This window comes from Belliella calami (genome assembly GCF_022549695.1).
In the GTDB taxonomy this organism is placed as follows: domain Bacteria; phylum Bacteroidota; class Bacteroidia; order Cytophagales; family Cyclobacteriaceae; genus Belliella; species Belliella calami.
In genome coordinates this window covers 24,290-39,130 of record NZ_JAKZGS010000022.1, presented here as the reverse complement: position 1 = coordinate 39,130, position 14,841 = coordinate 24,290, and the positions used below count along the sequence as shown (strand labels likewise).

Sequence of the window (14,841 nt, the reverse complement as noted above, 5' to 3'; positions counted from 1 at the left end):
TTTATTAGCTATAAGATTTTTGGTGTAAGGCTTATTAATTCCTAATTGAACAAACTACGAAGTAGTTAAACTTTTCAATAGCCATGGGTTTTAAACCCACGGAAAAAAAATTATCGACAATCCACAACCCCGAAAGGGGTTGAAATCCTTTAATTGAAAAAAGTATCAACTATTTTCAAGACGTGACACGAAGGAGAGATCAATACCTCTGAAACGGTTAAACTTTTTGTAAATGAGCGTTCGACCCTTTCAGGGTCGGAAGTTGGTGGGGTCTTTGTCATTGTTTTCCTTGGGTTTCACCCGAGGTTATTGAGAGGTTTGACCACTTCGTGGTCGGTGGATCGTATAAAAACCGATATATCTAACGACGGTGAAGCATTCTAACTTTTCAATAACTTGTCCGCCATGGTCGAGCCCTAGGTGAAACCTAGGGTATTGGATCAATTAGGATGGAAAAAGACAACCCCGAATGGGGTTGAATAGTAGGTACGAAAATTAAAACTTCAATTCCAAATTGAATCTATATTCCCCGAATTATATTTTATATTCCTCCAACTATAAATTCTACGAATCTACCATTCTCGCGCAATTTAAAATTTTTCAATATTTCAATTTTATAATCTGGCAATCAAAACAACCAATTCACCTTTTTCCCTTTGCACCTCTCCTACCTTTGCGAGAAAACATCCACAACAACGAAAGTAATCCCATCAAAACCACAGGCAAAACAACATTGATTACTTGCCATTTTACTTTTTCTTGGCTGACTTTTACTTTGTTTAGCGGTCTGATCTGGTATTGCTTGGTTCTGGTGGAAATGATACCATCTGGCTCGACGAGGTAAGCAATCATGTTTTGAAGCAACAAGCGATTGGCGTATTGTACATCTGAGAAAGGGTCGATACCCAAAGGCAAAGGTTCCCCACTGCGAGGATCTATTGAGCTCTCGAAAAGGCCGCCTGTTCCGGCAACTAAAACCCTTCCTTCTTTTCCTGATTCCAAAAAGCTTTCTTTCGAAACTCCATCAGGCAAAAATCTATTTTTGAATAAAGAAGTGAACTCTCCATCCAATAAGTAAAGTAAAGGCAAATTACTTAGCCCAAAAGACTCCAAATCTGGACCATTTTCCATATCCTGAAAAGCAATCCTTACAGGAGCTGAAAGTTTCTTCACAAAATCGGAACCAAAGATCAAAGGTGTTTTTCGAATACCATCAGCTTTGACAGTATCCAAGCTGGATGTAAACCTAAAAATAACCTGATCCAAACCTTTGGTCACAGGATGCTTAGCCATTCTTCCAGCTGAAATATAGAAAGGCCATGGCAAAGGAACCAACTGCTGCTGATCACCAAAATTTCCTGCCATCACAGGATGATATCCAAAATTCATATCTTGGACAAAATCCTTGTTTACCCTAATTCCATACCGAAAGAGCATCTGATCCAAGCCATTTTCGAATGGCATCGCAACTGTTCCTTCCCCACCAGCTTCATCCATTTCATAAGCCAATGCATTTGGCAAAACAATAAGATTCCCTCCTTTCATCAAGTATTGATCTACGAGATAAATCTCCCTTTCGTCATAGGCTTCTTTTGGTCCAGAAATAATCAAAACATCAAAAGGATCCAAATCTTCTACTTTCTGGGCTTGTTCTAGGGGAATTTTGAATACTTCAAAATCTTCAACCAAAGCCTCCACTATTCCAAACCCATCATCTCCTTCTAGCTCACCATTCCCCATTAGCATTCCAACTGCAAATTGTTGCTTGCTGACAAGTTTACGGATCGCATTGATCAACTCATATTCAAGGTTTTCGACAGAGTTATTCAAAATCTCATCAGGTGACATTCCTTTTTCACCTCTTAAGATCAAAGCTCCTGTTTCATACGCTGCATCTTTGACAAGCACTCCTGGGAAAATCATTTTTGTCTTTTGTCCCCCATCTTCTGTGACAAACAGATTGGTGGGTTGAATTCCATAATCCGTCAACCCTACAACAAAATCTTCTTGCGCTGCTGCTGGAAGTGTAAGGGGATCCAAATAGGAAAAACTTATCTTTTGTGAACTATAGGAATTGAATGTCCTGACCATTTGCTCTGCGGATCTTTGCAATCTTCGCATTCCTCCAGGCAGATTTCCAGAGAGTAAAATTTCTACTTCAAGAGGCTCTTCCAAATTCTCCAAAACCTCAATAGTTGCAGGATGTAGAGAATATCTTTTTTCTTCTGTCAAGTCAATTCTGAAATTAATCAGACGAAAAAGCACATTAATCACAACGATGATCAGGAGGATGACACCGAGTATTTTGAGGATTTGCTTGTTACTCTTATTTTTCATTTCCTTCTGATTAAAATAACAGTCAAACCCAACATCAAAATGATAATAGAGAGAAAATAAGCAACATTTTGCGCTTCGATCACTCCCCTACTCATACTTTCATAATGATAGCTCAAACTCAATTCTTCCAACAAAAGCGCAAATGAAGACATCACTTGCAGCTGCACCAAAGCTGTCAATCCGAAGTAAAGCAGGAAAATCATAAAAACTCCCCAAATAAATGCGATGATCTGATGGCTTGTCAATGCGCTGGCAAAAATCCCAATGGAAGCGAAGACCGCCCCAATCAGCAAAAGTCCAATCCAAGATCCAAAGAATCCAGCATGATCAATATTCCCCACAGGATCTCCAAGCTGCACGATACTGTAGTAATAGACCAAAGTGGGCAATACAGCAATAAAAACCAGCGTGAAAGCAGCTATAAATTTTGCTAGGATAATTGCCAAATCTCCAAGCGGAGACGTTCTCAAAATCTCCCAAGTCCCTGATTTTCTTTCTTCCGCAATCATTTTCATCGTGATCGCAGGAATCAGGAAAGTGAAAACATAAGGTGTATAGACAAATAGTGGCTCCAAATCCGCGAAACCATAAGCCAACACTGACGAGTCAGGAAAAACCCAGACCATCAAACCAATGGAAATCAAGAAAACAGCCAAAATCAGAAACCCAGATAGGTTTCCAAAAAATGCGTTGATTTCTTTCCAGTATAATGCGCGCATCAAATTATTTACTTTGGGTGATTTGTTGAAAAATAGATTCCAAATTCTTTTCCTTTTGCTGAATACTTATCAAATTCAACTCTTTTTCCTGTACGATTTGAAGCAAGGCTTTCCTCCCGACACTGCCATCTACAACGAGAACCGAAACGACAGATTGCCTGTCATCCAGAAATTCAACTTTCCCAATACCTTCAAACCAACCCAATTCTAAAGGCTCTTCTGTTTCTAAAGTAAGTGCTACTTTACCAGCTTCTGACTTCAGGTTGGATAAAAGGTCAGAAGCTACGATTTTTCCTTTGTTGATGATCACTACTTTCTCACAGATGGCTTCTACCTCCTGCATAATGTGAGTACTGAGTATCAAGGTTTTTTCCTTGCTGATTTTCTTGATCAATGCGCGAATTTCCACCAATTGATTGGGATCTAGTCCTGTGGTCGGTTCATCCAAGATGATCACTTCTGGATCATGTATCAGCGCTTTGGCTAAACCAACACGCTGTCTATATCCTTTAGAAAGTTGATGGATTTTCTTGTGTGCCTCTACTTCCAGGCCACAAAGCGGAATCAATTCGTCGATTCGCTTTTTTGCTTGCTGACCCTTTATTCCATACAGTCCAGCGATAAATCCCAAAAACTCTCGCACATACATCTCCAAATACAAAGGATTATGTTCAGGAAGATAGCCAATCAACTTGGAAACTGACTTGGGAGATTCTAAAACCGAAATACCATTGATCAGCACATCTCCTTCATCTGGGAGAAGAAAACCTGTGGCAATTTTCATGGTGGTGGATTTCCCGGCACCATTGGGCCCCAAAAAACCCAAAACCTGCCCTTTTTCAGCTTCAAAAGAAACTTGATCAAGGGCTTTTTGCTGTGCATAGATTTTGGTTAGATTCTGAACGAACAGGGACATAGTCGATTGATAAGAAAATTATCCGACGAAGTTACGCAGATGTAGGGAAGTAGCAAAAAAAATCTCTAGGGATGGTTAAATGAGAATTCTTACAGTGGTGGCGTTTCATTTTTCTTATGGTTTAAACGAAAAGACTGATTTACAATTTGGTTAAAAAATTTTAGTTTACAAAACCAATTTCACCAACCCCTGCAACTTCTCCCCTGCTGCTGTTGCTACTTCTACCACATCATCATGTGCAAAGAGCTTGTTGTCAGATGGATTACATTCGTTAGTGATGACGGAGATACCGAGAACTTTCATGCCAATTTGTTTGGCAGCAATGACTTCTGGCACAGTACTCATACCAATGGTAATGTAATATTGGATTTCTATTTAGTATTTTTATAAATTTTACTTTTTTTAGGTATAAGTTGATTTTTTTTATTTATCTAAATCCTCTTTTGTTTTTTGCTCGTATACACGTTGAATTTCTTTACGCAACTCCTCTTCTTTTGGTAAATAAAGTTGGTATTTACTTGCCATTATTGTCTTGTTATCCTTAGGTAGTGAAATTTTTACCACAGAATCATTTTTATCTGTACAAAGCAAAATGCCAATTGTAGGGTTTTCAAAATCTTGTTTTTCAAATTGATCGTAATAGTTTACGTACATTTGTAACTGACCTAAATCTTGATGTGTAAGTTTTCCAGTCTTTATTTCTATTAAAACAAAACTTTGAAGTAACCGATTATAAAATACTAGATCAATAAAAAAATCATCGTCATCGAGATGAATTCTTTTTTGACGTGCTATAAAAGAAAAACCATTTCCCAATTCTAATAAGAAGTCTTGCAAATTATCAATAATTGCCGTTTCTAAATCCTTTTCATAATAAGAGGCTTCTTTTTTCAAACCTAAAAATTCTAAAATCATAGGATCCTTTATGATTTCCAAAGGTTTGATTGGTGTCTTCTCTGAATTTGCAACTGCTATTAATTCATTAATGTTGTTGCTTTTGAGCAATCTCTCAAAAAGCAAGCTATTTATCTGCCTTTCTAGCTGCCTAGCACTCCAGTTATTTTTGGTAGCTTCAGCCAAATAAAACTCTCTTTTCTGTTCATTATCAATTTGAATTAAAAGGCGATACTGTGTCCAGTTCAATTGTGTACGCAGTGCGTTCACATTTGGAAATATTTTATAAAATTGAACACACCAATGCAATTGTCTTTTTGAAAAGCCACTCCCAAATTGTGGTTTTAATGTTTCAGCAATTGATTTAATTAAAAAAGTACCATACGCGGCTCTATCTTTTCCATTCTGTTCTTCTTCAAAAATCACCTGTCCAATTTGCCAATACATCAATACTCTCTCAAAATCTACAGAACGAATAGCACGCTCTTGAGCATTATTAATAATAGATTGGATTTGCGAAACAATGTTTTTGTCTAATTGCATAAGCTTCATTTTTCAGATTAAAAATTATAAAGAAAGTCAATTTTGACTAGGGCACACGCTCTCTACAAAGCTAAAATAACTAATTCTATATAAATTTTATTGTACTACTTCTTAGTTGAAAAATTGATTTTTATCTCCTTCTTCGATGAATAAAACCAATTTCACCAACCCCTGCAACTTCTCCCCTGCTGCTGTTGCTACTTCTACCACATCATCATGTGCAAAGAGCTTGTTGTCAGATGGATTACATTCGTTAGTGATAACTGAGACGCCGAGAACTTTCATCCCCATTTGATTTGCAGCGATCACTTCTGGAACTGTACTCATGCCGACTGCATCACCCCCCAAAGTTCTGTAATATCCGATTTCTGCTTTGGTTTCCAAGCTTGGGCCAGTCACTCCAGTGTATGTACCCTCACGCAAATTGATCTGTAAAGTTTTTGCTTTTTCCTTGGCTAAATTTCTCCATACGAAATCATAAGGCTCACTCATATCAGGAAACCTCACCCCAAAATCTATTGCATCTTTGCCTCTCAGTGAATTTGATGGAAACTTGTCGATATGATCTGTGATCAGCATCAGGTCACCTACTTTGAAATCAGGATTCAAGCCACCCGCAGCATTGGATACAACCAAGTTTTTTAATCCCAACAAACTCAAAACTCTCAAAGGAAATACTGTCTCACCCAATTCATATCCTTCATAGTAATGAAACCGCCCATTCATCACCCAGATCCATTTCTCACCAACCTTACCCAGCATCAACTCGCCTGAGTGACCAGAAACTGTAGAAACAGGGAAATATGGAATCTGACCATAAGGAATGGAAACAGCTTCTTCCAAAACCTCCACGAATCCCCCCAAACCCGATCCCAAAATCACTAAAGTATCTGCCACCTTTGAAATTTGAGATTGAATGTGTTTCGCTGCTGCTTTTGCTTTTTCTAGGTATTTCATATGGTTTCGAAAGTTTGAATTTGAAAAGTCTTAAGGTTGATGGATAGTTTACTTGATTTGAAAATTGAAAGATTATTGGATTAATAGGTTGGAAAGTTACAAGGTTTGTCATGCCCTGAAATTACTTGACTTTTTTATTATTGATTTCTCTATATTTCTTTTATTTGAAGAGGTTCAACCCACTTCGGGGTTGTTGTTTAATATATCATCATTACTCCCCGGGTTGCGACCCGGAGCTATTTAAAGTTCAACCACTCCGTGGTTTCTCACGTCTTTTCTTGTTTCTTGCTTCTTATATCTTGTGTCTCTTCAATCACTTCTCGCTTATTTCTCTCTTCTTGTCTCTTGCTTCTCATATCACCAATAACCTCAGCGTAACTCTGTATCACCTCATCCTCTGCGAGAAATCCTTCGCTTATCAAATTTCCCTCACCAGCTCTTTGATAATTAAAGACATCTTTGGTTCGGCAATAGCAGCAGCGGCAAGGACTTCGGTGATGCTTATCTTTTTCACATTTCCTGGGGAACACAAGTCTGTAATGGCTGAGATCGCAAATACTTTCATTTCCATCTGTCTTGCTACAATCACTTCTGGGATGGTACTCATTCCCACGGCATCTGCTCCGATAGTCCTAAGGTAAACGTACTCTGCTTTCGTTTCCAAGTTTGGCCCTTGTACTCCAACGTATACACCTTGATTTACTTCAACATCACTTTTTTCAGCTATATCAATTGCTTTCTCTATCAACTTTGGGCAGTAAGGCTCACTCATATCTGGGAATCTCACACCAAAGGTATCCAAGTTTTTTCCTCTTAGTGGATTCTCAGGAAAAAGGTCAATGTGGTCATTCAAGATCATCAAACCTCCTATCTTATAATCAGGATGTAACCCTCCAGCTGCATTTGATACAAATAAATTATTCACTCCTAAAGCTTTCAGGACTCTCACAGGAAAAGTCACTTCCTTCATGGAATAACCTTCATAATAATGGAATCTCCCTTGCATTGCGACAACAGTTTTGCCAGACAATTCTCCAATAATAAACTTACCGCTGTGGCTTTCTACTGTAGAAATAGGGAAAAATGGAATTTCCTTGTATGGAATCTCGTGGGTGATATCGATCTGTTTGATTAGCTGCCCCAGTCCAGTTCCCAAAATAATTCCAACATCAATTTTCTTTTTAAAAATATTACTGATATGATCTTTAGCACGTTTTATTTGCTCCAAATAATCAATTTCTGGTTCTTGCCTCATAATTTATAATTTTGGACTAAAATACGGAAATGATTTAAGTTTAGGATGATAATTCGATACTTTGGCAGGATAGAGACATGGAAAATTAATATTGAATCTGGCGAAACTAAATATCTACACAAATTGTAGTATCATCATAAAAAAAGGAAAACGACGAGATGATCAAAATTATAGTTGGGACGAATAGAAAAAATTCAATTTCAAAGAAGATAGCACTCATATATCAAAACGTACTTTTAGAACTTGGAGAACAAACAGAAGTTTTGGAATTGGAGCATTTACCGGTAGATTTTTCATTTTCGGCTTTGTATGAAAACAACGGAAAAAATGTGTTATACAATCAGTTTCACAGCAAAGTAATGGAAGGTGACAAGTTTGTATTTATAGTTCCGGAATACAATGGATCATTCCCGGGGGTTCTAAAATCATTCATTGATGGAATGACCTATCCCAATTCGTTTAGAAACAAAAAATGCGCAATGGTAGGAATTTCATCTGGAATAGGCGGAGGTGGCATCGCATTGAGCCACCTTACCGACATCTTCCATTACTTGGGTATGCATGTACTCGCCCTCAAGCTTAAGTATGCAAAGATCGAGGACAATATGTCAGATAACCTGCTCACCAACAGGCTGTACATGGAATTGCTTCAAACCCAGGCTGAAATGTTGATTAAGTTTTAAGACTTAATCAACATTGTCATGCAAAAACCTATTGTTTTTCAAGAATTCATTGTCATCAGTCAAATTGAACCTTGAAATGCTCCTTTCGGAACTGTGCTGCACATCATTTAATTTCACTTGCTTTCTTACAAATGCAGGGGTTTCCAATTTGTCTTTGAATTCCTCAGGATTCTGATTGTAACTCTTGATACTTTTCAGCTTTTCAAAACGCTCGTGCGCTCTTTGAATTGCTTTTTGCTTCAATTGCTCATAATAATCGTTTCCATAAGCATTCTCTTCAGCTGGAGATTTTTCTTCTACTGGTGCTTTGGCTGTAGGCTGCTCTTCTTCTTGTAAAGTATATACTTTCTTTTCTGAATCCGAATTGTTCGCTTTTACAAACTGAAATTCTCCTTCCTCCTCCTCTTCCTGTATTTCAACCTGCTTAGGAGCTTCTACCTTTTTGATTTCTTGAGCTTTTGATACTTCTGCTTTAGTTTTGCTCTCAGTGGCAGTTGGCACCAAAGGCTTATTGAAAGTAAAAGTAAAAGTCTGTCCTGATTCAGCTGGAGCATCTTCTTCTATTTTTGAAGTTTTTCCAGATTCTAAATGAATCAATTTTTTCACAGGCTGCTCAACTTCCTCAGTAACTTCAATAACCTTACTCTCAACTTGAGCTTGGTTATTGTTTCCACTTGGTGTAGCCAGAGCTGTCAACCTATCCATCTCAAAACCTGTAGCAATTACTGTAACCCTGATAGCTTTACCCAAATCAGTATCGATACCTTGTCCAAAAATAACTTCAGCTTCTTCACCAGCTCTTTCTTGGATATACTCAGTGATTTCACTCAATTCATCCATGGAAAGTTCTTCATCCTCACCAGACATGATTGACAACAAGATTTTCTGAGCACCTTTGATATCAACATTGTTCAACAACGGCGAAGCAATTGCTTTTTCGGCAGCTTTGATAGCTCTTCCTTCTCCTTCTTCGGTAGCAGAACCCATCACAGCAGCTCCAGCATCCTTCATTACTGTTTTCACATCTTCAAAATCCACGTTCACATCTTGGTGAACAGTGATGATCTCGGCGATTGATTTAGCAGCCGTCGAAAGAATGTTATCAGCTTTAGCAAATGCCGACCTAATAGCAAGATTGCCATAAATTTCCCTCAATTTATCATTAAGGATGACCAAGACTGTATCACAATTATCCCTCAGAGCTTCGATACCGGCTTGGGCTGAATTCATTTTTTTCTTTCCTTCGAAAATAAAAGGAGCTGTAACGATCCCAACAGTCAGGATATCCAAATCCTTGGCGATCTTGGCAATGACTGGTGCTGCACCTGTACCAGTACCACCACCCATACCAGCAGTGATAAACACCATTTTGGTATTGTCAGAGAGTAATTCCCTGATTTCTTCTTTGCTTTCTAAAGCTGCATTTCTACCCTTTTCAGGATTGGCACCTGCTCCAAGCCCTTCGGTCAAGTTGGCACCCAACTGAAGTCTCAAAGGCACAGGACTGCTTTTCAAAGCCTGAGCATCGGTATTGACTACCACAAACTCTACATCCTTGATACCTTGGTTATACATGTGGTTCACCGCATTAGAACCACCTCCTCCGACACCTATCACCTTGATGATAGATTTGTGATTTTTTGGAAGATCAAATTTGTAATCTTTCATGTTATCTGACATTTTAAAATTTATTTTGGTGAACTATTTTTTTCAATTACTTATATCTGTATTCGCTCCAGTACCCACATTTAAACAGATACCAATTTGAATTCAGCTACTTTCGACTGTCTACAGTCGATGATTATCCGCATGATCCAATTGTCTTATTTTCCTTATAGTCTCAATTCGGATAATGCTATTGTTTATTTTAATAGGTACTTAAAGAAGGGGGAAATGAAAAACAAGGTTTATCAACTCCCCTCAATTCGATAAGCCCTAGTAATTTCCTCCTTCGTCTCCCACATCTCCACCGATAATATCTTTGATTCGGCTTCCGATTCTGGTAAACAATTTGTCAGCGCTAAGTGGTATTCTTTCTTGAGGCTTCACTTTGAGTCCCTGCTTAATTTCTCCACCTGATTCTAGATTTCTTTCATTGTAAGAAGTCTCTCTATCATCTAGTGACTTGAACCCTGCAAGCACCAGACCAACAGTGGTCGCATACATAGGACTTTTTACCTCTTCGATTTTGCATTTGCCCAAATGTTCATTTGGATAACCTATTCTCGTATCGAGTCCAGTCATGTATTCAAAGAGTTGCGCGACTCCGTGAAGTTGAGCTCCACCACCTGTCAATACAATACCAGCAGCCAATTTTTTATAATGCCCACTAGCAACTAATTCATTTTGGACATATTCAATAATCTCTTCCATTCTTGCCTGAATGATCGCGGCTAGGTTTCTGATAGAAATCTCTTTCGGAGGTCTGTTTCTTAGACCTGGGATTGATACTATTTCATTTGGATTGGCTTCTTCGGCTATGGCTTTCCCAAATTTTGTCTTTAATAATTCCGCTTGGTGGTGCAACACCATACAACCTTCTTTAATATCAGTCGTGATGATATTCCCTCCCAAAGGAATGACCGCTGTATGACGGATAATGTTATCGTAGAAAATGGCAATATCTGTAGTTCCTCCTCCAATATCTACCAAACAAACACCTGCTTCTTTGTCAATATCCCCCAATACAGAAAGTGAACTTGCCAGTGGCTCCAATATCAAATCTTGCGAGATCAGATTGGCTCTTTTCACACATCTATTGATATTGTTGATAGCTGTGGTCTGTGCAGTGATGATATGGAAATCGGCTTCCAATCTAGAACCTGACATCCCTACCGGATCTTTGATGCCATCTTCATAATCGACAGTATAATCTTGCGGCATTACATGGATGATCGAATTGCCTGGAGGCACAACGATGTTTTCCATATCATTGGAAAGTCCACGAACATCTTCAATCGTAATTTCATCCTGATTTTGACGTCTTATTGTCACACCATGATGAACGGTACTTTTGATATGCTGACCTGCGATCCCCACGATCACCTCCCCAATATTCACATCAGCCATATCAGCAGCGTCTTGGACAGCTTTCTGTATTGCATTTACAGTCTTGTCGATATTGGTCACGATCCCTCTGATGACTCCATCAGAGACAGCTTTGCCCATCCCGAGCACTTCCAGTTTCCCAAATTCATTCTTACGCCCAATGATTGCGCAGATTTTGGTGGTTCCGATATCCAGTCCTACGATTAAGTTGTCATTTTCCATAGCCATTCAATTATTCACAAATAATTTGATCCTTATATTTTACATTCACTCTACTGTATGTATTCCATCCTTTTGCCGGAAGGATTTCATCATAGAAAAGTGAGATTTTTTTAAACTTTTCTTCAATATCCTTAGCGTCTCCAAACTCGATCACTTGTTTTCCAACTTGTTGATTGAGCTTGATATTACCTTTTCTATTTATTTCCAATCCCGTAATTTGGGCTTTCCAGAAATCATCTTTTTCAATGTATTTAATCAGATTCAACAAATCTGAATGCTCCTCGCTCAAATCTTCCAATTCCAGCAATCTCTCCGCATAAGCTCCCTCCAAAGTCAAAACCCGCGTCGTGTAATTCGGGGAGGTCGGTAGGATAATTCCTTCAGTAGAAATATATCCATCTGCTGCCATCGGCCTAACGATTCTTGCCATTGGTTTATATTGATCGATTTCTATCCAAACATTTCCTTTCAGATCTCCAAAAACCTCCGCATTCTTGACAAATGGATGGTCTTCAACTTTATTTTCAATCCTGCTGAAATTCAGTTCATCCATCAAAATCCCAGCATTCAGGATCGGAAACTCCGTTTTTAGCTTTTCCAATATTTCCTTTTCATCGACAAAATAAACATCAGCAATAGCATTAACTTTCACCTGAATATTTGTCATTGTCTTCTCAGAATTCTTCTTCTCAACGAACCCGATAAATACCACCAATACTATTAGAATGATGGTAAAGCTGATAGATTTTTTCATGTTAGACTTCATCTTGCATCCATTTAGCTAATGGCCCAACTAACCTATCAATATCACCTGCACCGATCGTCACAAGTACCTCAGGCTTGCTTACATTGAGATAAGTCAACAAGCTTTCCTTTGTTTGCAAGGATTTCATTCCAGACCTGATATTTGCCAAGAGCATTCCCGCAGTCACACCTTCTATCGGCTGCTCTCTCGCAGGATAGATATCCAACAAGACAACCTCATCGGCAAGCGACAAACTATCGGAAAAACCTTCCGCAAAATCCCTAGTCCTTGTAAAAAGATGTGGCTGAAATACAGCTGTCAATCTTTTTGTAGGATACATGGCTTTTACTGAATTCAAAAAAGCCCTGATCTCCTCAGGATGGTGCGCATAATCATCTATATAAACCCTATCTTCCTTTTGAACGTGGGTTTCAAATCTCCTTTTGACTCCTCTGAATGTCTTCAATCCTTCTCTAATAGCCTCTTTATCTATTCCAAGATCAAGTGCGATGGCTATTGCCGGAAGCACATTTTCTACATTGTGATATCCAGGCATTCTCAATTCCAAGTTTCTTATTTCCTCTGCTTCATTCACAAAATCAAAGCTGAAGTAACCTGGCAAAGCTTTTACATTTGAGGCATGAATTGCTCCTTTGTCGATTCCATATTTTGTCACAGATAGTGCTTTGTAATCTCCTTTGGCTAAGTTTTCAAAAGCCTTAGATTGGATATAAAGCTTTCCATTTGGAGCTATGAGATCAATGAAATCACTAAAACCTGCTTTCATTACCTGATCGTCACCATAGATATCTAAATGATCCGGGTCAACGCTTGTCAAAATAGCTACATTTGGATGCAAATGGAGAAACGAACGGTCAAACTCATCTGCTTCGACCACGACAGTTACGTCCTGCCCCGACTCATCATGGAGAATTAGATTACTTTGATAGTTTTGTGTAATCCCACCCAAAAATGCTGCAATATTTTTCCCACCATGCTTCAGCAAATGCGCAACCATGGAAGATGTTGTAGTTTTGCCATGAGTACCCGCCACAGCCACCGTCGGAAGATCTGCTGTGATCATCCCTAGCACTGCCGCTCTTTTTCTCAATTCAAACCCTTCATTGATGAAGAAATTCAATTGCTCAGAATCTTTTGGCATAGCAGGAGTCCATACGATCAATGTCTTTTCTTTGAAGTCCTTCACTTGTGAAGGGACATTTTCAATAGCATCTTCAAAAGAAATCTCCATGCCTTCCTCTTCCAACTTTTCGGTCAAAGGAGAAGGTGTCTTGTCATAGCCTGACACTCTGATCCCAAGATGGTTGAACCATCGAGCCAAAGCACTCATGCCGATACCACCGATACCTAGAAAATGGACGCTATGTAGATTTCTTACATTCATTTTATTATTCCTTCCAAAGCTTCAATGATTTCAATTGCTGCATTTGGCTTTGCCAGTTTTTTTATATTTGAAGCCAATTTCTCAGCTCTATTTTCATCATTCATCACTGAGTCTACAGTGGATTTCAACCTTCCGATAGCCTCTGAGTCTTTCAAAAGTATCGCAGCTTCTTGGCTGACATAGGCCATTGCATTTTTGGTCTGATGGTCTTCTGCCACATTTGGTGATGGGATAAATATCACCGGTTTTCCTACCAAGCTCAATTCCGAAACCGACAATGCACCAGCTCTCGAAACCACAATATCTGCAGCAGCATAAGCTAAATCCATCTCTCTGATAAATTCATTCACATGAATTTCATTGAGTCCAGATTCTTTAACTTTTGCATTCATTTCTTCGAAATAAAAGCGACCACTTTGCCACAAAACCTGATAACCTGACTCCTCTAAAGCTTTCATATCCTGCAAGACTGCAAGATTGATAGTTCTTGCCCCCAAGCTGCCGCCTAAAACCAAAAGCGTTTTTTTGTCCGCTTTTAACCCAAACCGTGCTTCTGCTGCTTTTCTTTTTCCACTCAACTCCATGATGTCTTTTCTCACTGGATTCCCCGTATAAGTCAATCTATCTTCCGAAAAAAAAGCACCCATATTTGGGTATGCAACACATATTTTTTGAGCCCTCTTTGAAAGCAGTTTATTAGTCAAGCCTGCATAAGAGTTTTGCTCCTGAATCAATGTTGGAATTCCTTTATTTTGCGCAGCATAAAGCAATGGCCCACTTGCATATCCACCCACTCCCACTACTGCGTTTGGTTTGAAATCTCTGATTAGACTTTTAGCTTTTTTTAAACTTGTCAACAGTTTGAATGGAAAGCTCAAATTTGAAAGTGTCAAACTCCTTTGCAAGCCAGCTACTTTGAGGCCTTCGATTTTGTAACCTGCTTCAGGGACTTTTTGCATTTCCATCTTACCTTCAGCTCCAACAAATAGAAATTCTGTGTCAGGATGTTTTTCCTTCCAAGCATTGGCAATCGCTATCGCAGGGTAAATATGCCCTCCGGTACCACCACCGCTGATCATGATTCTATATGTAGTTGACTTTTTGATATGCTGTCTTA

The 14,841-nt window shown here is 38.8% G+C and carries 14 protein-coding genes; 1 reads left to right on the top strand and 13 read right to left on the bottom strand.

The features are described from left to right. Window positions 1-642 precede the first annotated feature (642 nt). From gldG to MM236_RS17945, 8 genes are all read right to left on the bottom strand, one after another. Window positions 643-2,337 (bottom strand): gliding motility-associated ABC transporter substrate-binding protein GldG, encoded by a 1,695-nt coding sequence (gldG, locus tag MM236_RS17980; protein ID WP_241276381.1) that lies wholly within the window; start codon window positions 2,335-2,337, stop codon window positions 643-645. Next, a complete protein-coding gene (gene gldF, locus MM236_RS17975) occupies window positions 2,334-3,056 on the bottom strand; it encodes a gliding motility-associated ABC transporter permease subunit GldF (RefSeq protein WP_241276380.1) in 723 nt (240 codons plus the stop codon). The genes gldG and gldF overlap by 4 nt, the downstream gene beginning before the upstream one ends. Window positions 3,057-3,060: 4 nt before the next feature. Next, window positions 3,061-3,972, bottom strand: a complete 912-nt coding sequence (gene gldA / locus MM236_RS17970; protein ID WP_241276379.1) for a gliding motility-associated ABC transporter ATP-binding subunit GldA — start codon at window positions 3,970-3,972, stop codon at window positions 3,061-3,063. 165 nt (window positions 3,973-4,137) lie between these two features. Beyond that, window positions 4,138-4,317: a phosphorylase family protein gene (locus tag MM236_RS17965; protein WP_241276378.1), complete on the bottom strand. Its 180-nt coding sequence runs from the start codon at window positions 4,315-4,317 to the stop codon at window positions 4,138-4,140. A 78-nt stretch (window positions 4,318-4,395) separates the two neighbouring features. Further along, on the bottom strand, window positions 4,396-5,409 hold the full coding sequence (locus MM236_RS17960; RefSeq protein ID WP_241276377.1) for a PDDEXK nuclease domain-containing protein: 1,014 nt from the start codon (window positions 5,407-5,409) through the stop codon (window positions 4,396-4,398). 111 nt (window positions 5,410-5,520) lie between these two features. Beyond that, a complete protein-coding gene (locus tag MM236_RS17955) occupies window positions 5,521-6,366 on the bottom strand; it encodes a purine-nucleoside phosphorylase (RefSeq protein ID WP_241276376.1) in 846 nt (281 codons plus the stop codon). Between the two features lie 266 nt (window positions 6,367-6,632). Continuing rightward, window positions 6,633-6,788, bottom strand: coding sequence for a hypothetical protein (locus tag MM236_RS17950; protein WP_241276375.1), 156 nt, complete (start codon window positions 6,786-6,788; stop codon window positions 6,633-6,635). Next, the gene (locus MM236_RS17945; RefSeq protein WP_241276374.1) at window positions 6,785-7,621 is read right to left on the bottom strand and encodes a purine-nucleoside phosphorylase; all 837 of its coding nucleotides are present in this window, start codon (window positions 7,619-7,621) and stop codon (window positions 6,785-6,787) included. Before MM236_RS17945 ends, MM236_RS17950 begins: the two co-directional genes overlap by 4 nt. 158 nt (window positions 7,622-7,779) lie before the next feature. Between MM236_RS17945 and MM236_RS17940 the strand changes: the two genes are divergently transcribed. Next, a complete protein-coding gene (locus MM236_RS17940) occupies window positions 7,780-8,304 on the top strand; it encodes an NADPH-dependent FMN reductase (RefSeq protein WP_241276373.1) in 525 nt (174 codons plus the stop codon). 3 nt (window positions 8,305-8,307) lie between these two features. On the opposite strand, the gene ftsZ is transcribed toward MM236_RS17940, so the two are convergent. From ftsZ to murG, 5 genes are all read right to left on the bottom strand, one after another. Further along, window positions 8,308-9,972, bottom strand: a complete 1,665-nt coding sequence (ftsZ, locus tag MM236_RS17935; RefSeq protein WP_241276372.1) for a cell division protein FtsZ — start codon at window positions 9,970-9,972, stop codon at window positions 8,308-8,310. A gap of 267 nt (window positions 9,973-10,239) precedes the next feature. Then, window positions 10,240-11,574: a cell division protein FtsA gene (gene ftsA / locus MM236_RS17930; RefSeq protein WP_241276371.1), complete on the bottom strand. Its 1,335-nt coding sequence runs from the start codon at window positions 11,572-11,574 to the stop codon at window positions 10,240-10,242. Between the two features lie 10 nt (window positions 11,575-11,584). Beyond that, window positions 11,585-12,340 carry a cell division protein FtsQ/DivIB gene (locus MM236_RS17925; RefSeq protein ID WP_241276370.1) on the bottom strand — a complete coding sequence of 252 codons (756 nt, stop codon included), beginning with the start codon at window positions 12,338-12,340 and terminating at the stop codon, window positions 11,585-11,587. Beyond that, window positions 12,330-13,724 (bottom strand): UDP-N-acetylmuramate--L-alanine ligase, encoded by a 1,395-nt coding sequence (gene murC / locus MM236_RS17920; protein WP_241276369.1) that lies wholly within the window; start codon window positions 13,722-13,724, stop codon window positions 12,330-12,332. The genes MM236_RS17925 and murC overlap by 11 nt, the downstream gene beginning before the upstream one ends. Then, complete coding sequence (murG, locus tag MM236_RS17915; protein ID WP_369415220.1) at window positions 13,721-14,830, bottom strand: undecaprenyldiphospho-muramoylpentapeptide beta-N-acetylglucosaminyltransferase; 1,110 nt, start codon at window positions 14,828-14,830, stop codon at window positions 13,721-13,723. The genes murC and murG overlap by 4 nt, the downstream gene beginning before the upstream one ends. Window positions 14,831-14,841 lie beyond the last annotated feature (11 nt).

Coding starts and splice junctions, on each gene's coding strand:
- gldG (WP_241276381.1), bottom strand. CDS start 2,337: ATGAAAAATAAGAGTAACAAGCAAATCCTCAAAATACTCGGTGTCATC.
- gldF (WP_241276380.1), bottom strand. CDS start 3,056: ATGCGCGCATTATACTGGAAAGAAATCAACGCATTTTTTGGAAACCTA.
- gldA (WP_241276379.1), bottom strand. CDS start 3,972: ATGTCCCTGTTCGTTCAGAATCTAACCAAAATCTATGCACAGCAAAAA.
- MM236_RS17965 (WP_241276378.1), bottom strand. CDS start 4,317: ATGAGTACTGTGCCAGAAGTCATTGCTGCCAAACAAATTGGCATGAAA.
- MM236_RS17960 (WP_241276377.1), bottom strand. CDS start 5,409: ATGCAATTAGACAAAAACATTGTTTCGCAAATCCAATCTATTATTAAT.
- MM236_RS17955 (WP_241276376.1), bottom strand. CDS start 6,366: ATGAAATACCTAGAAAAAGCAAAAGCAGCAGCGAAACACATTCAATCT.
- MM236_RS17945 (WP_241276374.1), bottom strand. CDS start 7,621: ATGAGGCAAGAACCAGAAATTGATTATTTGGAGCAAATAAAACGTGCT.
- MM236_RS17940 (WP_241276373.1), top strand. CDS start 7,780: ATGATCAAAATTATAGTTGGGACGAATAGAAAAAATTCAATTTCAAAG.
- ftsZ (WP_241276372.1), bottom strand. CDS start 9,972: ATGAAAGATTACAAATTTGATCTTCCAAAAAATCACAAATCTATCATC.
- ftsA (WP_241276371.1), bottom strand. CDS start 11,574: ATGGAAAATGACAACTTAATCGTAGGACTGGATATCGGAACCACCAAA.
- MM236_RS17925 (WP_241276370.1), bottom strand. CDS start 12,340: ATGAAGTCTAACATGAAAAAATCTATCAGCTTTACCATCATTCTAATA.
- murC (WP_241276369.1), bottom strand. CDS start 13,724: ATGAATGTAAGAAATCTACATAGCGTCCATTTTCTAGGTATCGGTGGT.